The sequence below is a fragment of the Curtobacterium sp. KBS0715 genome (assembly GCF_005938005.2).
Classification (GTDB): Bacteria; Actinomycetota; Actinomycetes; order Actinomycetales; family Microbacteriaceae; genus Curtobacterium; species Curtobacterium flaccumfaciens.
Genome location: NZ_VCCA02000002.1, coordinates 41796 through 60774, shown reverse-complemented (window position 1 = coordinate 60774; position 18979 = coordinate 41796). Strand labels below are relative to the sequence as shown.

General features: G+C 72.0%; 16 protein-coding genes. 9 read left to right on the top strand and 7 right to left on the bottom strand.

Annotated features, from left to right (window positions below):
* Position 1: 1 nt before the first annotated feature.
* A complete protein-coding gene (locus FFG40_RS16730) occupies positions 2-1255 on the top strand; it encodes a sensor histidine kinase (protein WP_138803770.1) in 1254 nt (417 codons plus the stop codon).
* The gene (locus FFG40_RS16725; RefSeq protein ID WP_138804025.1) at positions 1252-2301 is read left to right on the top strand and encodes a hypothetical protein; all 1050 of its coding nucleotides are present in this window, start codon (positions 1252-1254) and stop codon (positions 2299-2301) included. Before FFG40_RS16730 ends, FFG40_RS16725 begins: the two co-directional genes overlap by 4 nt.
* 634 nt (positions 2302-2935) lie before the next feature.
* On the opposite strand, the gene FFG40_RS16720 is transcribed toward FFG40_RS16725, so the two are convergent.
* Together FFG40_RS16720 and FFG40_RS16715 are read right to left on the bottom strand one after the other, a co-directional pair.
* Entirely contained in the window at positions 2936-3190 is a 255-nt protein-coding gene (locus FFG40_RS16720; RefSeq protein WP_051596908.1) for an acyl-CoA carboxylase subunit epsilon, read from the bottom strand.
* Entirely contained in the window at positions 3190-4785 is a 1596-nt protein-coding gene (locus tag FFG40_RS16715) for an acyl-CoA carboxylase subunit beta (RefSeq protein ID WP_027466469.1), read from the bottom strand. Before FFG40_RS16715 ends, FFG40_RS16720 begins: the two co-directional genes overlap by 1 nt.
* A gap of 74 nt (positions 4786-4859) precedes the next feature.
* On the opposite strand from FFG40_RS16715, the gene FFG40_RS16710 reads away from it, so the two are divergent.
* From FFG40_RS16710 to FFG40_RS16700, 3 genes are all read left to right on the top strand, one after another.
* Positions 4860-5660, top strand: coding sequence for a biotin--[acetyl-CoA-carboxylase] ligase (locus tag FFG40_RS16710; RefSeq protein WP_138803769.1), 801 nt, complete (start codon positions 4860-4862; stop codon positions 5658-5660).
* A gap of 4 nt (positions 5661-5664) precedes the next feature.
* Positions 5665-6213: a PH domain-containing protein gene (locus FFG40_RS16705; RefSeq protein WP_071244247.1), complete on the top strand. Its 549-nt coding sequence runs from the start codon at positions 5665-5667 to the stop codon at positions 6211-6213.
* Between the two features lie 71 nt (positions 6214-6284).
* The gene (locus tag FFG40_RS16700) at positions 6285-7592 is read left to right on the top strand and encodes a UDP-glucose/GDP-mannose dehydrogenase family protein (protein WP_138803768.1); all 1308 of its coding nucleotides are present in this window, start codon (positions 6285-6287) and stop codon (positions 7590-7592) included.
* Between the two features lie 73 nt (positions 7593-7665).
* Here FFG40_RS16700 and FFG40_RS16695 read toward each other — a convergent pair whose 3' ends face one another.
* Entirely contained in the window at positions 7666-8853 is a 1188-nt protein-coding gene (locus tag FFG40_RS16695; RefSeq protein ID WP_138803767.1) for a glycosyltransferase, read from the bottom strand.
* Between the two features lie 48 nt (positions 8854-8901).
* On the opposite strand from FFG40_RS16695, the gene FFG40_RS16690 reads away from it, so the two are divergent.
* Positions 8902-10125: a polysaccharide pyruvyl transferase family protein gene (locus FFG40_RS16690; protein ID WP_185974249.1), complete on the top strand. Its 1224-nt coding sequence runs from the start codon at positions 8902-8904 to the stop codon at positions 10123-10125.
* A 12-nt stretch (positions 10126-10137) separates the two neighbouring features.
* On the opposite strand, the gene FFG40_RS16685 is transcribed toward FFG40_RS16690, so the two are convergent.
* Together FFG40_RS16685 and FFG40_RS16680 are read right to left on the bottom strand one after the other, a co-directional pair.
* A complete protein-coding gene (locus FFG40_RS16685) occupies positions 10138-11100 on the bottom strand; it encodes a GH25 family lysozyme (protein ID WP_138803765.1) in 963 nt (320 codons plus the stop codon).
* A 93-nt stretch (positions 11101-11193) separates the two neighbouring features.
* On the bottom strand, positions 11194-12432 hold the full coding sequence (locus tag FFG40_RS16680) for an acyltransferase (protein ID WP_185974248.1): 1239 nt from the start codon (positions 12430-12432) through the stop codon (positions 11194-11196).
* Between the two features lie 105 nt (positions 12433-12537).
* Between FFG40_RS16680 and FFG40_RS16675 the strand changes: the two genes are divergently transcribed.
* Positions 12538-13569 (top strand): lysylphosphatidylglycerol synthase domain-containing protein, encoded by a 1032-nt coding sequence (locus FFG40_RS16675; protein WP_138803763.1) that lies wholly within the window; start codon positions 12538-12540, stop codon positions 13567-13569.
* Positions 13570-13748: 179 nt separating this feature from the next.
* On the opposite strand, the gene FFG40_RS16670 is transcribed toward FFG40_RS16675, so the two are convergent.
* Positions 13749-15320: a DUF2142 domain-containing protein gene (locus FFG40_RS16670; protein ID WP_185974247.1), complete on the bottom strand. Its 1572-nt coding sequence runs from the start codon at positions 15318-15320 to the stop codon at positions 13749-13751.
* Positions 15321-15330: 10 nt separating this feature from the next.
* On the bottom strand, positions 15331-15801 hold the full coding sequence (locus FFG40_RS16665) for a GtrA family protein (protein WP_138803761.1): 471 nt from the start codon (positions 15799-15801) through the stop codon (positions 15331-15333).
* A gap of 113 nt (positions 15802-15914) precedes the next feature.
* Here FFG40_RS16665 and FFG40_RS16660 point away from each other — a divergent pair, with 113 nt between their 5' ends.
* Positions 15915-17051, top strand: coding sequence for a 5-(carboxyamino)imidazole ribonucleotide synthase (locus tag FFG40_RS16660; protein WP_138803760.1), 1137 nt, complete (start codon positions 15915-15917; stop codon positions 17049-17051).
* A 205-nt stretch (positions 17052-17256) separates the two neighbouring features.
* A complete protein-coding gene (locus FFG40_RS16655; protein ID WP_138803759.1) occupies positions 17257-18912 on the top strand; it encodes a glycoside hydrolase family 6 protein in 1656 nt (551 codons plus the stop codon).
* The last annotated feature ends 67 nt before the right edge of the window (positions 18913-18979 follow it).

Genomic DNA, 18979 nt, shown 5'->3' with positions numbered 1-18979 from the left:
GATGGCGACCGCGGCTGAGTCGGCGCGGACGGTCGTCGAACCGGCGCCGTTCGGCGCCGATCCGGCGCGCAGCGTCCGCGCCTCGATCACGCAGGCGTCGGTCGAGCGCGCGTTCGCGATCCTCCTCGCGATGGCGGCGATCGGCCTCGGCATCGTCGACGCGCCCGCGGTCCTGCAGCAGCTGCCGTACCTCGACCCGTTCTGGGGGCCGACGCTGATGCTCGCCCTCGCGGCGTCGTTCGTGTTCATCGGGGTCTCGGCCTTCGCGCAGCGGGTCGCGCAGCTGGCGCAGATCGTCTGCGCGCTGCTGTTCCTCGTCGTGCTCGTGACGTGGACGGCGACCGTGCAGGAGCCCATCCCGTCGGCGCAGCAGCCGTGGCCGTGGTGGTTCTGCACGGTCGGCTGCACGGCGGCGGCGATGGGCTTCGCCACGTGGCGTGCGACGGTCTACACCGCGCTCGTTCCGGCGGTGTACGTCGTCATCCGGCTCAGCCCGCTCGGCGGCGACGTCGGGGTCCTCGCCGTCCTGCTCGACGGCGTCTACACGGCGCTGCTCAGCGGTGCGGTGCTCGTCATCGCCGTGGTGCTGCGGCGTGCGGCCACGTCGGTCGACACGGCGCAGTCCACGGCCGTGCGACGATACTCGCTCGCCATCCGGGAACACGCGACCGAGGTCGAGCGGGTCCAGGTGGACGCCATCGTGCACGACAGCGTGCTCACGACGCTGCTCTCCGCCGCCCGTGCCGACACGCTCGAGGCCAAGACCCTCGCCGCGCGGATGGCCCGGAACGCGATCGACCACCTCGAGGCCGCGGCCACCGACGGTCCCGGCGACGTCGCGCCGGTCGCCCTCGGGGAACTCCGGGCGCGCATCCGCGAGGGGGTGGGTGCGTTGCCCGCCCCGGTCCGCCTCGTCCCGACGCCGACCGGGTCGGTCCGCCTGCCCGCGTCGGTCGCCGACGCGCTGGCCTCGGCGGCGCTGCAGGCCGCGGTGAACAGCGTGCAGCACGCCGGCGACGCTGACGTCTCCCGCTGGGTCCGCATCGAGCAGCAGGGCCAGGGGGTGCTCGTCGAGGTCGGTGACGACGGGCGCGGGTTCGACGTCGCGGCCATCCCCGCCGAACGGCTCGGTGTCCGTCGCTCCATCGTGGAGCGGGTCGCGACCGTCGACGGTCGCGCCGAGGTGCACACCGCACCGGGCGAGGGCACCCGCATCGTACTGACGTGGTCGCCGGCCGCGAGGACGACCGCATGAAGGTCTCCCTGCCGGCGAGCATCGCCCTCGGCCTGGCGTCGCTGTTCTCCGTCTACCACCTGGTCCTCGCCGCGGCCACGCTGCCGCGCGTCGACCAGGTCGCCCCGATCATCGCCTGCATGGTCCTGTACGCCGCGGCCACCGGCCTCGCACTGTTCGTCCCCGGCAGGGTCCTGCCTGTCTGGACGGCCTGCTTCTCGCTCGCCACCGCGATCGTGATGCCGGTGATCGCCGCCCCCGTCCTCGTCGAGGGTCGCGGTCCGGGCTCCGCCACCTGGTGGATCGCGGCCATCGGCACGCTCATGGTGGTGCTCGTCGTGCGCGGCCGCGGACCCTTCGCATGGGCCGGCGTGCTGTTCCTGACCGTCTACACCGTCGCCTGGGCCGGTCTCGGCTCGCTCGGTGGGCTCGGCGTGGTCGGCAGCGTCGCCTGGGTCGCGATCGCCACGGTCTTCGCCGCCGCGATGAGCCGCGCCACCCGGAACACCCGTGAGCTCGTCCTCGCCGAGCAGGAGACCGCCGACTGGCAGGCCGCGCAGGACGCCCACGTGTTCGAGCGGCAGTTCCGGCTGAGCCAGACCACCCGGATGGCCCTGCCGATGCTGCAGCGCATCATCGACTCCTGCGGCGACCTCGACGACGCCGACCGTGCCGAGTGCCTGCACCTCGAGCAGGCCATCCGCGACGAGATCCGGGGCCGGTCCCTGTTGTCCGACGACGTCCGCGACGAGGTGATGCGCCTGCGTCGCCGCGGCGCGACCGTCCAGCTGCACGACGACGGCGGGCTCGACGACCTGGACGCCCCGGACATCCGCCGCATCCACGCCCGCGTCGCCGAGGCGCTCCGGCAGGCCCGTGACGCCGACAACGTCATCGTGCGGACGGTCGGCGAGGGGTCCGACTCCGCGGTGACCGTCGTCGGACTCCGCCTCGACGGCGCGGCCAGCGAGTCCGCGGCGCTCGGAGCGGGGCTGGACGACGACGACGGTGACGAGGACGACTCCGTCGCACTCTGGCTGGAGATCCCGCGGCACGAGCCGGCGTAGCGCACGCTGAGCGCGGCACGCTGCGCGCGTGTTGCGACGATGCACCACGTGATCGACAGGTGGATCGTCGCGAACGTGGTGCGCACGGTGCTGCGGACGCGCGTGGTGCGCCGGGCGTGCGGGCGGCGGTGGACGCGATGGGGGACAGCCGGGAGGCCCGTGGCGGCCCCGGCACGGGCCTCCCGGCCGTCACGTGGGTGCGCCGGGCTGGCGCGTGCGTGGAAGCGACCACGTCGCTGTCGTCCGACGTCGACCATGTCGTTCTGCATCGGCTCGGTGTCGCCCCCGCAACCGCCGCAGCACCCGCCACACGCCCCGGAAACGGGGAACGGGCCGGTCGGATACCGACCGGCCCGTTCACGACCCGAGGCTGAGCGACAACCCGAATGTCGCCCTGCCTCGCAGCGGGCGGTGGCTTCGTACCCTAGTCGGCCACCGTCCTGCGATGTCTTTCGTTGAAGGACACCGAACACCAACTACTATGCCCACGCACGAGCTGCGTGTCAGTCGTCATTATGGGGGACAATTCCGGCAGTTCCGGTCCGTATCCGCTGAACGTGTCCCCCGAGTGAGGGGATGCCGACCGGGAAGTGCGCCCTGCAACCGTTCCGGTCGCGTGCGCACCAGGGGTACATCAGCGGAGCGATCGGCCCCAGGCGCCCGGCCCGTGGTCGAGCGGGCGGCGCAGTCCGCGGGCCGCCGCGTCCCACCCCGTGCGGGGCTCGACGACCACGGCGGCGCGTCCGGCCGCTGCGGCTTCGTCGGCCTGGCGCTGCAGGACGGCCACGACGGCGGCGAGCTCCTCGGGCGTGGGGTCGCCGGAGACCACCCGGACGTCCGCCACCGAGGCGGGCTCGTCCGAGGGCACGGCTGCTGCGTGTCGGCCCATCAGAGCGGGATGTTCCCGTGCTTCTTCGGGGGCAGCGTGGCGCGCTTGCCCCGCAGCGACCGGAGGGCCTTGATGACCGACACCCGGGTGGCGTGCGGCTGGATGATGCCGTCGAGCTCACCGCGCTCGGCCGCCAGGTAGGGGGACGCGACGTTGTACGTGTACTCGTTCGCGAGCTTCGTGCGGACCGCGGCGACGTCCTCGCCGGACTCCTCGGCGCGCTTGATCTCGGCGCGGTACAGGATGTTGACGGCACCCTGGCCGCCCATGACGGCGATCTCGGCGGTCGGCCACGCCAGGTTGATGTCGGCACCGAGCTGCTTCGAGCCCATGACGATGTACGCGCCGCCGTAGGCCTTGCGGGTGATGACGGTGACGAGCGGGACGGTGGCCTCGGCGTAGGCGTACAGCAGCTTCGCGCCGCGGCGGATGACGCCGGTCCACTCCTGGTCGGTGCCGGGCAGGTAGCCGGGCACGTCCACCAAGGTCAGGATCGGGATGCCGAACGCGTCGCAGAACCGCACGAAGCGGGCGGCCTTCTCGCCGGCGTCGATGTTCAGCGTGCCGGCCATCGCCTGCGGCTGGTTCGCGATGATGCCGACCGTGCGGCCCTCGACCCGGCCGAAGCCGATCAGGATGTTCGGCGCGAAGAGCGGCTGCACCTCGAGGAACTCACCGTCGTCGACGATGTGCTCGATGATCGTGGTGACGTCGTACGGCTGGTTCGTCGAGTCCGGGATCACGAGGTCGAGCTCGTGGTCGGCGTCGGTGGTCTCGAGCTCCGGGGCGACGTCGTAGGCCGGCGGGTCGGACAGGTTGTTGTCCGGCAGGAACCCGATGAGCGAGCGCGCGTAGTCGAGCGCGTCGGTCTCGTCCTCGGCCAGGTAGTGGGCCACGCCGGAGACCGCGTTGTGCGTCTGGGCGCCGCCGAGCTCCTCGAAGCCGACGTCCTCGCCCGTGACGGTCTTGATGACGTCCGGACCGGTGACGAACATGTGGCTGGTCTTGTCGACCATGATGACGAAGTCGGTCAGGGCGGGGGAGTACACCGCACCGCCGGCCGCCGGGCCCATCACGATGGAGAGCTGCGGGATGACGCCGGAGGCCTGGGTGTTCAGGCGGAAGATCTCGCCGTACTTGCCGAGCGCGACGACGCCTTCCTGGATGCGGGCGCCGCCGGAGTCGAGGATGCCGATGATCGGCACACCCGTCTTCAGCGCGTGCTGCATGACCTTGATGATCTTCTCGCCGGCGACCTCGCCGAGGGATCCGCCGAAGACCGTGAAGTCCTGGGCGTAGACCGCGACGTTGCGGCCGTGGATCGTGCCGACGCCGGTGACGACCGCGTCACCGTAGGGGCGCTTGGCGTCCATGCCGAACGACGTGGTGCGGTGGCGCACGAACTCGTCGAACTCCACGAAGGAGTTCGGATCGAGCAGCTGCTCGATGCGTTCGCGCGCGGTGCCCTTGCCCTTCGCGTGCTGCTTGGCGATGGCGGATTCGCCCGCGGCGGTCACGGCCTCGTGGTACCGGTCGCGGAGGTCGGCCAGCCGGCCGGCCGTCGTCGACAGATCGGGGGTGTCTCCTGAAGTCACCCGCTCACCCTACCGGCGGGTGGGACGCTGCCGGTTGGAGGACCCCCACGGTTCCTGCCCGTACATTTGCGTGCATGTCCACATCCCCGTCGCCGTCGTTCCCCGCCACCAGCGAGGCGGTCCGGTCGGCGGGCGCGACGATCACCACCCCCGCCGAGACCGGGTCCACCAACGCGGACCTGCTCGCCGCCGCCCCGGAGCAGCAGCACGGCAGTGTCCTCGCGACCCTGCACCAGACCGCGGGCCGGGGTCGGCTCGACCGCACCTGGACCGCTCCGGCCGGTGAGACGCTCGCCGCCAGCGTGCTCGTCCGTGCGGACCTGGACGACCACGACCGCGGCTGGCTGCCGCTGGTCGCCGGCGCGGCGATGCGCGACGCGATCGCGTCGGTCCTGCCGGTCGGCGCGGACGTCGTCGTGAAGTGGCCGAACGACGTGCAGGTCGCAGGGCACAAGGTGTGCGGGATCCTCTGCCAGGTCGCCGCTGACGGCAGCGTCGTGGTCGGGGCCGGCGTGAACCTGACGATCCCGGCTGATCGGCTGCCCACCCCGACGTCCACCTCGCTCCTGCTCGCCGGCGCGGTCGACGGCGCACCCGCCCTGGCCGACGCGGTCCTGTCCGCCTTCGTGCGGTCCGTCCTGGAGGCGGTGGCCGGCCTGGTCACGGGTGGTCCAGCCTCCGAGACGGTCCGGTCCCACGTCCGCGCCGCGTGCGGCACCATCGGTCGCCGCATCCGCCTCGAGCTGCCGGACGGCACCGTCGAGGAGGCCGACGCGACCGGCATCGACGACGCCGGTCGCATCACGATCCGGGACCAGGCGGGGCTCACCAGGGGCGTCGCGGTGGGAGACGTCACCCACCTGCGGTATGCATGACGGCATGACCGCCGAGCCCCCGCCCGAACGTGTCGTCGCGCGCCTGCGACCGCACGCCCGTCGGCTGGTGCGCCCGGCGGTGTTCGTCGTGCTCGTCACCGCGGCCGGCGGCTTCGGCTTCGGTGTCTTCCAGGCGCAGCTGGCGTGGCTGAACGCCGTCGTCGCACTCGTCGTCGTGGTGCTCGTCGTGTTCGGCGGCGCCGTCCCGCTGTTCCGCTGGATGTCGGAGCGGTACGTCGTCACCACCCGTCGCCTGGTCGTGGTCAACGGACTCGGCACCCGGACCCGACGGGAACTCCTGCACTCCCGCGGCTACGACGTCACCGTGCGGCGCCGCGGGCTGCAGGGGCTGTTCCGCTCCGGTGACGTGCTCGTGTTCCCCGGGGACGACCCGGCGGTGGTCCTCGCCGACGTGCCGCACGCCGACCTCGTCGTCGCCGTCCTGCACGACCTGGTGGAGGCCTACGAGGCCAGGCGACGGCATCGCGAGCCGGACTGGGACGAGATCGTCGGCGGCCCGGACCGTCCGCCGTGGGGCGACGTGCGGGCCTGACCCGGCCGCTCCGAGCGTCGCTGTGGGCGTCGTGAGGAGAATTCCGGCGAGGAACCGGTACCTTCTTCGACGTGCGTATCTCTGTGATCGGCTGCGGCTACCTCGGTGCCGTGCACGCCGCCTCCATGGCCAAACTCGGACACGAGGTCGTCGCCGTGGACGTCGACCCCACCAAGATCGAGCGGCTCGCCGCGGGCGAGGCCCCCTTCTTCGAGCCAGGCCTGCCCGAGATCCTGACCGAGGCCCTCGAGTCCGGTCGGATCCGCTTCACCACCGACATGGCCGAGGTCGCCGGTGCCCGCGTGCACTTCCTCGCCGTCGGCACCCCGCAGGGTCCGACCGGTGCCGCGGACCTGACCTACGTGGACGCCGCCGTCGCCGCGCTGACACCCCACCTGTCCGCCGGAGAATTCGTCGTCGGCAAGTCGACCGTGCCCGTCGGCACCGCCGCGCGCCTGGCCGCCGAGGTCAGCGAAGCCGTCCCCGGTGCGACGCTCGTCTGGAACCCCGAGTTCCTGCGTGAGGGCTTCGCCGTGCAGGACACCATCGCGCCGGACCGCTTCGTCTACGGCGTGCCCGACGGCGAGGCCGGCGAACAGGCCGTCGCCGCCCTCGACGAGGTCTACGCCGAGGCGCTGTCCACCGGCACGCCCCGACTCGTCGTCAACCTGCCCACCGCCGAGCTCGTGAAGATCAGCGCCAACGCGTTCCTCGCGACGAAGATCTCGTTCATCAACTCGATGGCCGAGATCGCCGAGGTCGCCGGCGCCGACGTCACGGCGCTCGCCGACGCGATCGGCCACGACGCCCGCATCGGCCGCAAGTTCCTGAACGCCGGCCTCGGTTTCGGTGGCGGCTGCCTGCCCAAGGACATCCGAGCGTTCCAGGCGCGGGCGAACGAGCTGGGCGTCGGGGAGTCCCTGGCGTTCCTGGCCGACGTCGACGCCACGAACCTGCGCCGTCGCGCCCACGTCGTCGAGCTGGCGCAGGAGCTGCTCGGCGGGGTCGTCAGCGGTAAGCGCATCGCGGTGCTCGGCCTGGCCTTCAAGCCGAACTCCGACGACGTCCGCGACTCGCCGGCCCTCGACATCGCGGCCCGCCTGCACGAACTCGGCGCCGTCGTCTCGGCGTACGACCCCGAGGCCGTCGTCACGGCGCGCCGCGTGCGCCCGGAGCTCGACTACGTCGAGAGCGCTGCCGAGGCGCTGGGGGGAGCGGAGCTGGTGCTCGTGCTCACCGAGTGGACCGAGTTCCGCGAGCTCGACGCCACCGCCGCTGCGGCGCTCGTGGCGTCGCCCGTCGTGGTCGACGGCCGCAACTGCCTCGATCGCGATGCCTGGACCGCCGCGGGCTTCACGTACCGCGGCATGGGGCGCTGACCGCGACCGACAGCAGGCCCGGTGCCGATCCCACGGACCGGCACCGGGCCTGCTGTGCGTGTGCGCTGCGTCGTCAGCCGATGGCGGCGCGCAGCACCGCGCGGTAGCGCTCGCCGATCCGCTCGGTGGAGAACTCCGCCGCCGACACCACGGCCTGCTCCTGGTACCGCGCTCGTGCGGTGTCGTCGGTGAGCACGCGCTGCAACGCTGTCCGGAGCGCGGGGACGTCGCCCGGGGGCACGAGGACACCGGACACGTCGTCCTGCACGACGTCCCGGATGCCGGGCAGGTCGCTCGCGACGATCGCGGCACCGACGGCCGCGGCCTCGAGCAGGGTGACCGGTAGTCCCTCTTGGTCGCCGTTCGCCGCGGGGACCGACGGCACGGCCACGACGGTGGCAGCAGCCAGGGTCTCGAGCACCTCGGTGCGCCCGCGCTGGCCCAGGAACGTCACCGGCAGCCCGGCGGCCTGCTGCTCGAGCTGCGCCCGGTAGGGGCCGTCGCCGACCACGGTGAGTCGCCACGGCACGTCGTCGCCGAGTCCCCGGAGTGCGGCGATCAGGTTGCCGAAGCCCTTCTTCTCGACGAGTCGCCCGACCGCCACCACGTGGTGTTCCTGTGCGGGGACGCGGGCGCGGGTGTCACGGGCCGGACCGAGGTCGACACCCATGGGGATGACGGTGGAGCGTGCCTCGGGCACACCCCACTCGGTCAGGCGGTCGCGCATCTCGGAGTTCACGGTCGTGACGTGCGCCGAACGGCCGAAGACCCAGCGCTTCAGCCGCACCAGGGGAGCGGCGCGCAGGGCGTAGATGTCCCCGCCGTGGGTCGTGACGACGATCGGGACGCCCGGGGCCGCCAGCGTCGCGACGAGTGCCTGCGGGATGGCCCAGTGGGCGTGGATGACGTCGGGCTTCGCGGAGCGGACCAGGCGCCGGATCGCGAACCACTGCGCGAGCACCAGCGCCGGCACCTGCACGATGCGCGAGCGACGTTCCTTGAGGTTGTCGAGGATCGCGCCGTCGGCCAGGTCCTCGAACGCCTTCGGGAAGTACGGGAACCGCCGGACACCGACGTCGCCGATGCGCTCGGTGGTGGCACCGCCGGGCACCCGGGGGGTGAGCACCATCGTGTCGAACTCGAGCGCCTCCTGGTGGGCGAGGTCGAGCACGAACGCCGGCACACCGTCGTCCGGACGGGCCGGGAACGTCGAGCCGAGGACGAGCAGACGGGGACGGGCGGAGGGGGTGGGGCGGGACATCGTGCCTTTCCGGGGCTGGCGGGGGACGGTCCGGTAGGCTCTCCACCCGTGCGCGTTCTGATCCACAATAGCGATTCGCCCCACAACCGCGGGGACCGGGCGATCCTCGCCGGCAACGTCGAGCTCGTCCGCCGACGGTGGCCGGACGCCGACATCGTCTCGCTGTCCCAGTACCCCGAGCGGGACGCCGCGTGGTTCGGGATCCGGTTCCTGCCGGTCTCCCCGTACAGCACCGGCATCGGCGACCTCTTCGCCCTGCTCCGTGCCGCGCGGAGCGCCGACGTGGTGCTCTGGGGCGGTGGCGAGATCCTGAAGGACTACACGAACAAGCTCGGCCTCGTGTACTGGTTCGGCAAGATGCTGCTCGTCCGTGCGGTCAACAAGAACCTCGTCGGGGCGTTCCAGGGCATCGGACCGACCACCGCCGGGGTCAGCAAGCGCCTGATCCGCGCCACCGTGGACCTCTGCAGCGCGTTCGCCGTGCGCGACGACGAGTCGCGCGAGAAGCTCCTGTCCTGGGGCGTGAGGACGCCGATCGTGTCGTCGTTCGACCCGGCGGTCGTCGGGACGGTCACGGCGCCCGACGCCGATGTGCTCGAGCGGCTGGAGCGCACCACCGGCCTCACCGCCGAGCGGCTCGACGGGTCGATCGGGTTCGGCGTCCGCCGCTGGTTCCACTACAAGCGCAGCGGCTGGATCCCGTTCCGCTTCCTGCCGAAGCGCTTCCGCGAGACCGGCGTCGACAGTGACCGGCTCGTCACGTACCGCCAGGCCGTCGCGGACCTGGCCGACCGCGTCATCGAGCGCTGGGATGCCGACGTCGTGTTCTACCCGATGCACATGGAGGCCTCGGAGGGCGATGCCGCCTTCGCGCGCGAGGTCATCGCGCGCATGCAGCACGGCGACCGCACCCACGTGGTCGAGGCCGACGAGTTCTCGCCCGCCGAGTACGCCGGCCTGATGTCCCGCAGCCGCCTGTTCCTGGCGAGCCGCCTGCACTCCGCCATCGTCGCGACCATCGCGGGCGTCCCGGCCGCCGTGCTCTACTACGTCGACAAGGGCCGGCTGTTCTTCGAGCAGATGGGCCAGCAGGAGTTCTCGAAGCCGATCGAGGCAGCGCTCGAGCCGACGTTCGTCGACGACGTCACGGCCCAGCTCGAGGCACTCGACGCGAACCGCGACGCGGTCCGCGAGCAGCTCGCCGACGGCGTCGCACGGATGGCGACCGCCCTCGACGCCGACTTCGCCGAGGCCACCCGCCGCACGCGCTGACGTCGGGCGGGGTTACTCCGTCTTCTTCGCGAACGCGCGGAGGTTCGCGCCGTCGGCGCTGCGGTAGACGTCCTGGTCGCCGGGGAGCGTCCCGCTGGCCGCCCACTGCCAGAAGCGCCACCCGGTGGACTTCCAGCTGGCACCGAGGGTGCCGGGGCCGGAGAAGTCCTTGACCGGGTAGATCGCGACGAACAACGGGTTCTTCGAGAACCGGATGCTGTTGTTCGTGCAGCGCTTCCACCAGTCGGTCGTGGTGTAGATCGCCGGGTAGCGGTGCGTCTTCTTGTAGACGGTGGCCGAGAAGTCCGCGATCCACGACCGCATCTGCGGCCAGCTCTTGCCGTAGCAGACGCCCTGGGCCGCGGTGCCGTACTCGATGTCGAGCAGCGGGGGGAGCGTGACGCCGTCGGCGCTCCACTGCCCGCCGTGGGCGAAGAAGTAGTTCGCGGTCGCCGCGCCGCTGGCCTTGCTCGGCTGGGCGTACACGTAGCCACCGCGGATGAAGCCCGCGTTCTTGGCGTTCCGGTACTGCGACGCGTACGTCGAGCTGACGTACGAGACGCCCTCGGTCGCCTTGATGTAGGCGAAGCGGGCGCCGAGTCCGTAGGCCGCCGTGAAGTCGACGTTCGGCTGCCAGGCGCTGACGTCCATGCCGTTGATCTTGCCCGTCGGGCGCTTCGCGGCAGCGGCGGCCTGAGCGGTCGTGCGCAGGGAGGTCGGCCCGACGGGCAGGTCGGCCGCCACCCGGGTCTGCCCGGTGTGTGCCGCGATGCCGGCGCCCATCACGTGGTTGCCGGTGGCGTCCATCTCGGCGACGGACGGCCCGCTCGCCGTCGAGCTCGTGGTGCTGGTGCTGGTGCTGGCCGTCGTGGTGCCCGGCGTCTCGGACCACGCCGGACCGGCCACCAGCGTCATCGCTCCGGCCACCACCGTCGCCGTGCCCAGGCCGAGGAACCTTCTGCTGGATCTGCGCATGCCGTCTCGTCTTCCCTGTCGAGATGCGTGGAGCCCTGTCGCCCACGTCGCGTCCGAGCCATGGTAGCCGCCGCCCCACGGCGTACTGGCCGCTCAGCGCACCGTGGACCCGCCCGCCGGCTGGACGGTCTCGACGGTGGGGATCGGTTCCCGCGAAGCCACCTCGGCGGCGGCGTGACGTTGCCGCTGGTTGAGGAAGTTCCGCTCGACCAGCCACCAGAAGCCGACGCAGAGCGCGATCGTCACCGGCACCACGACGACGACCATGACGAGGAACTGCCACTTCGTCGAGAGCCCCAGGGGCAGCAGGAGCAGGTTGCCGAGCGCCAGCAAGGGGCTGTGGAAGAGGTAGACCGAGTACGAGACGAGCCCTGCGAGGACGAACGGTCTCCAGGCGAGGAACCGCGAGAGCCAGGTGTGGTGCCCGGTGACGGCGGCCACTCCGAGCCAGGTGAGGACGATGCCGGAGAGCACGCCGATGGAGATCTCCGACGGCCAGGTCTGCTGCTGGAAGTACAGACGACGCGACGCGAACATCAGGACCATCGCCGCGGTCGCTGCGACGACGAGTGCGCCGGTCACCCAGCCGGTCCACCGCGGCGCGAGGAACCGGAGCCGTCCCGCGAGGTGGGCGTCGCGCGCCCGCACGGTGATCGCCGCGGCGAGCATGCCGATGGCGAAGAGCCCGACGAACCACGGGTGCATCGAGGCGTACCGGTTCTCGACGCCCATCCAGAGCCCGGCCGCGACGAGGACGGTGGTCGTCACCCACCCGCCGAGCAGGCGCCACATCGGCAGGATGAGCAGCGCCATGAGGAAGTAGATCTGCCACTCGATCGCGACGCTCCACATCGGCCCGTTGATCTTGCCGATGTACGTCGGGAAGAAGTCGTGCACCAGGAACAGGTGCGTCAGGAACGCGCCCCACCCCATCGGGAGCTTCGTGTCCCACTGGGTGCCGTGCGGGTTGTGCATCACCGGCACGAACAGGACCACCAGGGCGAACAGCACCAGCGCCGCCCAGTACGGCGGCAGGATCCGTCGGGCACGTCGCCAGATGAACTTCCAGAAGCCGCCGGGGACCCGGTAGCCGTCGGAGCGGGTCATCACCGGCAGCATGAGCACGTACCCGGAGAGCACGATGAACAGGGGGACGCCGAGGTAGCCCCACCCGATGATCGGACGCATCCACGGCATGTCCGTCTTCGCGGCGTCGGTGAGGCCGGTGAACAGGTACGTGTGGTGGAACACGACGGCGAAGGCTGCGAGTCCTCGAAGCCCGTCGAGGTACGTGAACTCGAGTCGGGCGTTCTCCCGTGGCTGGTGGGGCAACGGCATCCTCGGGTCGGTGATCGGTCGGTCGTGTCGGCGGCAAGTTTCGCACACACCGGAGCGGCTAGCATGACCTGAGCTCAGCAGCACCGGCAGGAGACCCGTTTGTCAGGAACCACCAGCGACGCCCCGACCCCCGAGGGGAAGCGTCCGCCGTCCTGGCGACGGCTCCTCGGCAAGGCGGTCCCGATCGTCTTCTACGTGCTCCTCGCGGTCTTCCTCCTGCTCTACGTCCGGAGCGTCGACTGGGGGCAGCTCGCCGGGCTGGACTGGCAGTGGTCCTGGGTCGTCGTGGCGACGCTGATCAGCCTCGGGTTCCGCTACTGGGGCGTCGGCATCTGGTTCTACCTGCTGCGACGGCTCGGCGCGACCGGCCTCAAGGGCTCCGGTGTGACGCTCACCTACGTCTACGCCAAGTCCTGGATGGGCCGCTACATCCCCGGGGCCGCGACCTGGATCATCGGCAAGGTCTACTTCGCCTCGAAGCACGGTGTCTCGAAGGCCCGGCTCGGCGTCAGCGGCCTGCTCGAAGGTGCGCTGCAGATCGCCGCCACCCTGGCCCTGGCGCTCGTGCTGCTGCTCATCGACCCCCGCACGCACTCGCTCAACCCGTGGCTCATCGCGCTCATGATCGCGGCGTTCGTCGGCTGCGTCGTCTGCCTGATCCCGCGCGTCTTCGTCTTCCTGATCGGCATCGCGCTGAAGATCCTGCGCCGCAAGCCGCTCGAGGCCGACGTCCGCCCCAACCTCGGCACGGTCCTCGGCGGCGCCGGACTGTACATCGCCGGCGCGGTCCTGTCCGGGACGGCGTACTACTTCATCACGCTGGCCGTGTACCCGTCGCTCAAGCTCACCGACGCGGCGTTCGTGATCGGTGCGGCGAGCATGGCTTCGGCGATCAGCATGCTGGCCGTGTTCGCCCCCGGTGGGCTCGGCGTCCGCGAGGGCGTGCAGGCACTGCTCCTCGCCATCGTGATGCCCGTGCCGATCGCCCTCGTCGTGGTGGTCGTCACCCGTGTCTGGAGCCTGGCGGTCGACGGGCTGTTCCTGCTCTGCGCCGCAGCCCCCACGTGGTTCCGGCGCAACCGCCCGACCGACGACCCCTCCGCGGTCGAGGGCGGCGTCCCCGCCGCCTGACGCGCACTTCGTGAGCAGCAACGGTCGGGTCCGCGGTGCGCGACCCGACCGTTCCTGCTCACGATCCGGGTGCACCCGACGCGCGTGACGACGGACGGGAGGCCCGGTGCCAGCTGGCACCGGGCCTCCCGTCCGTCTCGTGGGGCGTCCACCCCGTCAGCCGCACGTCCGACGCGTGGTCACGTCGCGAGCCCGGCCACTCGACGGTCGGCACGGGCGACCTGCACGACCGACACGACGAGCCCGACCGCGACCAGGGCCACGACGACCACGAGCACCGTCGGCGGCACCGGCCCGATCTCGGTGTAGCGGAGCAGCCCGCGGCCCGTCACGGGGAACAGGGCGGCGTTCCAGAACCAGGCCGACGCCACCGCGAACCCGTACACACCCACCGCGGGCAGCAGCACGGCCAGTCCCACCGCGACCCACGAGCGTGCGCGTCCGGCGGGCACCAGGCGACGCCACGCCAGGGCGCTCAGCACGATCAGGCAGACGATCGCGGGGAAGTAGTACCGGCCCTGGGTGGCGGCGACCTCGGTCGTCCGGAGGTAGGCTCCCGCGCTCGTCTCGTTCTGGATGCCGATGAGCAGCGCCGGGAACACCGCCAGGCACAGGGCCACCCGCAGGTCCGGTCCGCGCCGGAACGCCCAGCCGACCAGGACGACCAGGACGACGATCGTCAGGACGGCGGTCAGCATGTCACCCATGCTCACCTGGGCCCGGGCGCCGAAGCTGCCCCAGAACGTGCGAGCCAGGGTTCCCCAGCTGACGTCGAGGAAGTGTCCCAGCGTCGGGTGCTCGCCCGGTGGGAAGTCCTTCGGCGGACGGATGGACGCGTAGCCGTTCGGCTGGATCCGGCCGTAGGCGAACCAGTTGTGCAGCCACCACCAGGCGCCGATGCCCCCGGACACGGCCATCGCGACCACGGTGCGCACCACCCGTTGCCGCAGGGACAGCACCCCGGCACCGGCGAAGAGCACGACGACGGCGACGAACGGCACCGCGGGCAGCCCCGTCCCCTTGATCCAGACCAGGGCACCGAGGACCGCCGCCAGGGCGATCGTGGTGCGCCACCGGGTGTCGCCGGTCAGCAGTCTGGTGGCGAGCCACACGACGACGCCGGCGACGAGCAGTACGGGGGCGTCGTTCGAGAACGAGGACCCGATGGAGGCGAGCTCGGGCGTCGCGAACACCGCCAGCCCGCCGACGAGTGCGGCGCGCGGAGACCGGGTCACCCGGCGGACGGACGCCCACGCCAGCAGCGGCAGGGCGGTGACGGCGAGGACGTCGGCGAGTCGGAGCGCGATGAACGCCCGGTCCCACCGCAGGTCGCCGAAGTCCACGGCACGGAGCACGGCGGCACCGGCGAGGTACGCGGTCGGCGGGTGCTGGGTCATCTGGTTGACGGTCGCGGACGGCCCGGGGGCGTTCTGCAGCAGCTCGCTCACGGTCGACCACTGGCTGGACGGCTTCGTGGCCAGCTCGGTCTTCGCGGCCTCGACGGCGTTCGTGACGTGCAGGTCACCGGGAGCGGCCCAGGCGTCACCGACTGCGAGGTGCACCGCGGCGTCGATGTGGGCGGTCTCGTCCGGGGCCTGGAAGACCGGGACGACCAGCGCCCAGGCGACGAGCCACAGGCCGAAGGTGGCGGTGACGACCGCGATCGCCACACGCTCCCAGCGAGCGATGCGGGGTGGCGCCGTGGTGGGGGTGCTGTCGCGGGTGCGGGTGGTGGTCTCGTGGGCCGTCACCCGAACGATCCTAGAGTGCGTCCTGACGTGCGGCGTCGGCTTCCGCGGGCACCGTGGCGGTGCGTTCGGGGTGGTACACCCACACCTTGTAGAGCCAGAAGCGGAAGACCGTGCCGAGCACGAGGCCGACGATGTTCGCGACGTTGTCGGCGAGCACCGAGGTGAGTCCCATCGCGTAGTGGGACACCCCGAGGCAGGCGAGCGCGATGACCATGCCGCCGAGCGACACGACGACGAACTCGACCCCCTCGCGGGTGGCCACCGCCCGTCGCTGCTCGCGGAACGTCCAGTACCGGTTGCCCATCCAGTTCACGAAGATCGCCACGACCGTGGAGACGACCTTCGCCCAGAACGGCCCCGAGTGGACGTCCTCGGGGTTCAGGACCGTGATGCGCAGCACGTTGAACACCGTGGTGTCCACGACGAAGCCGACGGCACCGACGACGCCGAAGCGTGCCAGCTGGGCGATGAGGCGCCGCACGAGCCCTCCAGGATCCGTAGAGTTGTGACCGGTCGTGCAGAGCGCGACCCGAACAGCGATTGTAGACAACGCGTTCACACCATGCGGTGGGAACGCCGGAAGGATCACACAGCATGGCGTTGCGCGTCGGGGTCATCGGTGGGGGACAGCTGGCACGGATGATGGTGCCGGCGGCGGTCGAGCTGGGGATCGACATCCGGGTGCTCGCCGAGGGGCCGGGCATGTCCGCGGACATCGCCGCCACCGCCGAGGGCGACTACCACGACGCCGCCACCGTGCTCGAGTTCGCCCGGCAGGTCGACGTCGTGACCTTCGACCACGAGCACGTGCCGCAGGACGTCCTGCGCAGCCTGGTCGACGCGGGCGTGGCGGTCCACCCCGGTCCGGACGCGCTGGCCGTCGCGCAGGACAAGATCACCATGCGCCGCCGGCTGAGCGACCTCGGGTTGCCGGTACCCGACTGGGCCGCCGTGCACGGTCCCGACGAACTCCGCGCCTTCCTCGCCGAGCACGGTGGCCGAGCCGTCGTCAAGACGCCGCGGGGCGGCTACGACGGCAAGGGCGTCCGGGTCGTCTCGGACGCCTCCGACGTCGACGACTGGTTCATCGCCGTGGCCGAGGCCGGCGGCGACCAGGCCCTCCTGGTCGAGGAGCTCGTCCCCTTCACCCGCGAGCTCGCGCAGTCCGTGGCCCGCCGCCCCTCGGGGCAGGTGGTCGCCTGGCCGCTCGTCGAGACCGTGCAGCGCGACGGGGTCTGCGCCGAGGTCATCGCACCGGCCCCGGACAGCGCCGGCCGGATCGCCGACCTGACCGAGTCGATCGCCGTCCGCATCGCCGAAGCACTCGGGGTGACCGGCGTGCTGGCCGTCGAGCTGTTCCAGACCGACGACGAACGCATCCTGATCAACGAGCTCGCGATGCGTCCGCACAACACCGGGCACTGGACCATCGACGGCGCCACCACGAGCCAGTTCGAGCAGCACCTGCGGGCGGTCCTCGACCTGCCGCTCGGAGCCACCGGCTCGTTCGCCCCGGCGTCCGTCATGGTGAACGTGCTCGGCGGACCCGTGGACGGCGACCTCGCCGCCCGGTACCCCGCAGCGCTCGAGGCCTTCCCCGAAGCGAAGTACCACTTCTACGGCAAGGCACCCCGGCCCGGCCGGAAGATCGGGCACGTCACGGTGCTCGGTGACGACGTCGACGACGTCGTCTACCGCGCCCGCGCGGCCGCAGCGCACTTCGACGACTGAGGTCGCGTCCTCGACGTGACCGGATGACGCCACTGGAGGCCCGTGGCGACGCCGCCACGGGCCTCCAGTGGCGTCGCGGGTGCGGGACGCACTTGTCGGCCGCTCTGCGGACACCCCCTCGGGTGGCACCCGCTCGGGAGGCTGGCGGGGGACGGGAGCGCGTGTTCCCCTGGAACGGTCCGTGCCCACCGTCCAGGGAGTCCCCATGCGCCGCCGTCCGCGACGTGCCGCCGTCTGCGGCGCCGCCGTCGCCCTCGTCGCAGCCGTCGCCGGCCTGCTGCCGACCGCGTCCGCGTCCGCAGCGACCTCGGCCGCGACCATCCGCTCGGCCACGTCCGCGTCGCTCTACGGCGCCGGACCGTACCGGTCGCCCACGAGCGAGGCCGCGAAGGCCCAGGCCGCCCTCGCCGCCACCGACCCGGCCGGAGCCGCCGCGGCGGGGACCATCGCCGGCTACCCCGTCGCCACCTGGCTCGGCGACTGGAGCCAGGGGACGCAGCTGACCAAGACGATCGGCACCGCCCTCACCGGGGCCGAGCAGTCCGGCACCACCCCGGTGTTCGTGCTCTACGCGATCCCCGACCGTGACTGCGGCGGGTACTCCGCCGGCGGCTTCGACGAACGGTCCTACGACGCCTGGGTCGACCAGGTGACCGCGGCGCTCGCCGGGCACCGTGCAGCCGTCATCGTCGAACCGGACTCGCTCGCGATGCTCAGCAACGCCAAGTGCAGCACCGCGCTCGACGAGCAGCGCTACCGCATCCTGTCCCGCACCGTCGCCGGGCTGACCGCCGCCGGGGTCCCCGCCTACCTGGACGCCGGCAACTCGAACTGGGTGCAGCCCGCGCTGATGGCGTCGCGGCTGAACAGCGCGGGCGTGCAGCAGGCCCGCGGGTTCTTCACGAACGTCGCGAACTACTACCCGAACGCACAGGAGCAGGCGTACGCGCAGAAGGTCTCGGCCGCGACCGGGGGCTCGCACTACGTGATCGACACCTCGCGCAACGGGCAGGGCTGGCGCGGCACATGGTGCAACGGGCCGGGCGCCGGGCTCGGCACCTCGCCCCGGGTGGTGTCCGACGGTACGGCGCTCGACGCCCTGCTGTGGGTGAAGACCCCCGGCGCGAGCGACGGCACCTGCAACGGTGCCCCGGCCGCCGGCAAGTGGTTCTCGGCCTACGCGCAGGCACTCGTCGCGAACGCCCGTCTGGGAGCGCCAGCCGCCGACCTGGCGCCCCGCGGCTCGCTCGAGACCGTCGCCGGGACCGGAGGCGGCGTCCGCGTGTCCGGGTGGGCGTACGACGAGGACGACCCCACGCAGCCCGTGCGGGTCCGTGCCACCGTCGACGGCGTCGCTGCCGGGGTCACCACCGCCGGGCTCGACCGCCCCGACGTCGATGCCCGTGCCGGGGTCGGCGCGACCCACGGCTTCGACGTCGTGGTGCCCACCGCAGCCGGCGCTCGCCGCGTGTGCGTCACCGCGGTGAACATCGGTGCGGGATCGGACGCCACGCTCGGCTGCTCGACCGTCCGCGCCTACCGGCACGACCCCTACGTCGTGCTCGAGTCCGCGAAGGCCGCGAGCAGGAGCATCGCCGTGTCCGGCTGGGCGTTCGACGGTGACACGGTGGGCTCGCCGAGCCGGGTCGCGATCACCGTGGACGGCAAGCGGGTGACGTCGCTGGACGCCGGCCGCAAGCGAGCTGACGTCGACGCGACGTGGGGCTCCGGCGGGTCGCACGGCTTCGCGGGCACGGTGCGGGCGGCGGTCGGCAAGCACACCGTCTGCGCGATCGCCCACAACACCGGGAGCGGAGCGGACCGCAGGGCGTCGCCGTGCTGGCGGGTGACGGTGCGCTGAGACGGCGTTCTCCGTGGGGTGTTCTTCGTGCGGTGTTCGACGTCCGGTGCGGGGCACGAGGTGCGAG

Excerpts from the sequence above, each read along its gene's own strand:
- FFG40_RS16685 (WP_138803765.1), bottom strand. The coding sequence starts at position 11,100 with ATGCGCAGATCCAGCAGAAGGTTCCTCGGCCTGGGCACGGCGACGGTG.
- FFG40_RS16710 (WP_138803769.1), top strand. The coding sequence starts at position 4,860 with ATGTCCACATCCCCGTCGCCGTCGTTCCCCGCCACCAGCGAGGCGGTC.
- FFG40_RS16720 (WP_051596908.1), bottom strand. The coding sequence starts at position 3,190 with ATGGGCCGACACGCAGCAGCCGTGCCCTCGGACGAGCCCGCCTCGGTG.
- FFG40_RS16705 (WP_071244247.1), top strand. The coding sequence starts at position 5,665 with ATGACCGCCGAGCCCCCGCCCGAACGTGTCGTCGCGCGCCTGCGACCG.
- FFG40_RS16725 (WP_138804025.1), top strand. The coding sequence starts at position 1,252 with ATGAAGGTCTCCCTGCCGGCGAGCATCGCCCTCGGCCTGGCGTCGCTG.
- FFG40_RS16655 (WP_138803759.1), top strand. The coding sequence starts at position 17,257 with ATGCGCCGCCGTCCGCGACGTGCCGCCGTCTGCGGCGCCGCCGTCGCC.
- FFG40_RS16695 (WP_138803767.1), bottom strand. The coding sequence starts at position 8,853 with ATGTCCCGCCCCACCCCCTCCGCCCGTCCCCGTCTGCTCGTCCTCGGC.
- FFG40_RS16660 (WP_138803760.1), top strand. The coding sequence starts at position 15,915 with ATGGCGTTGCGCGTCGGGGTCATCGGTGGGGGACAGCTGGCACGGATG.
- FFG40_RS16730 (WP_138803770.1), top strand. The coding sequence starts at position 2 with ATGGCGACCGCGGCTGAGTCGGCGCGGACGGTCGTCGAACCGGCGCCG.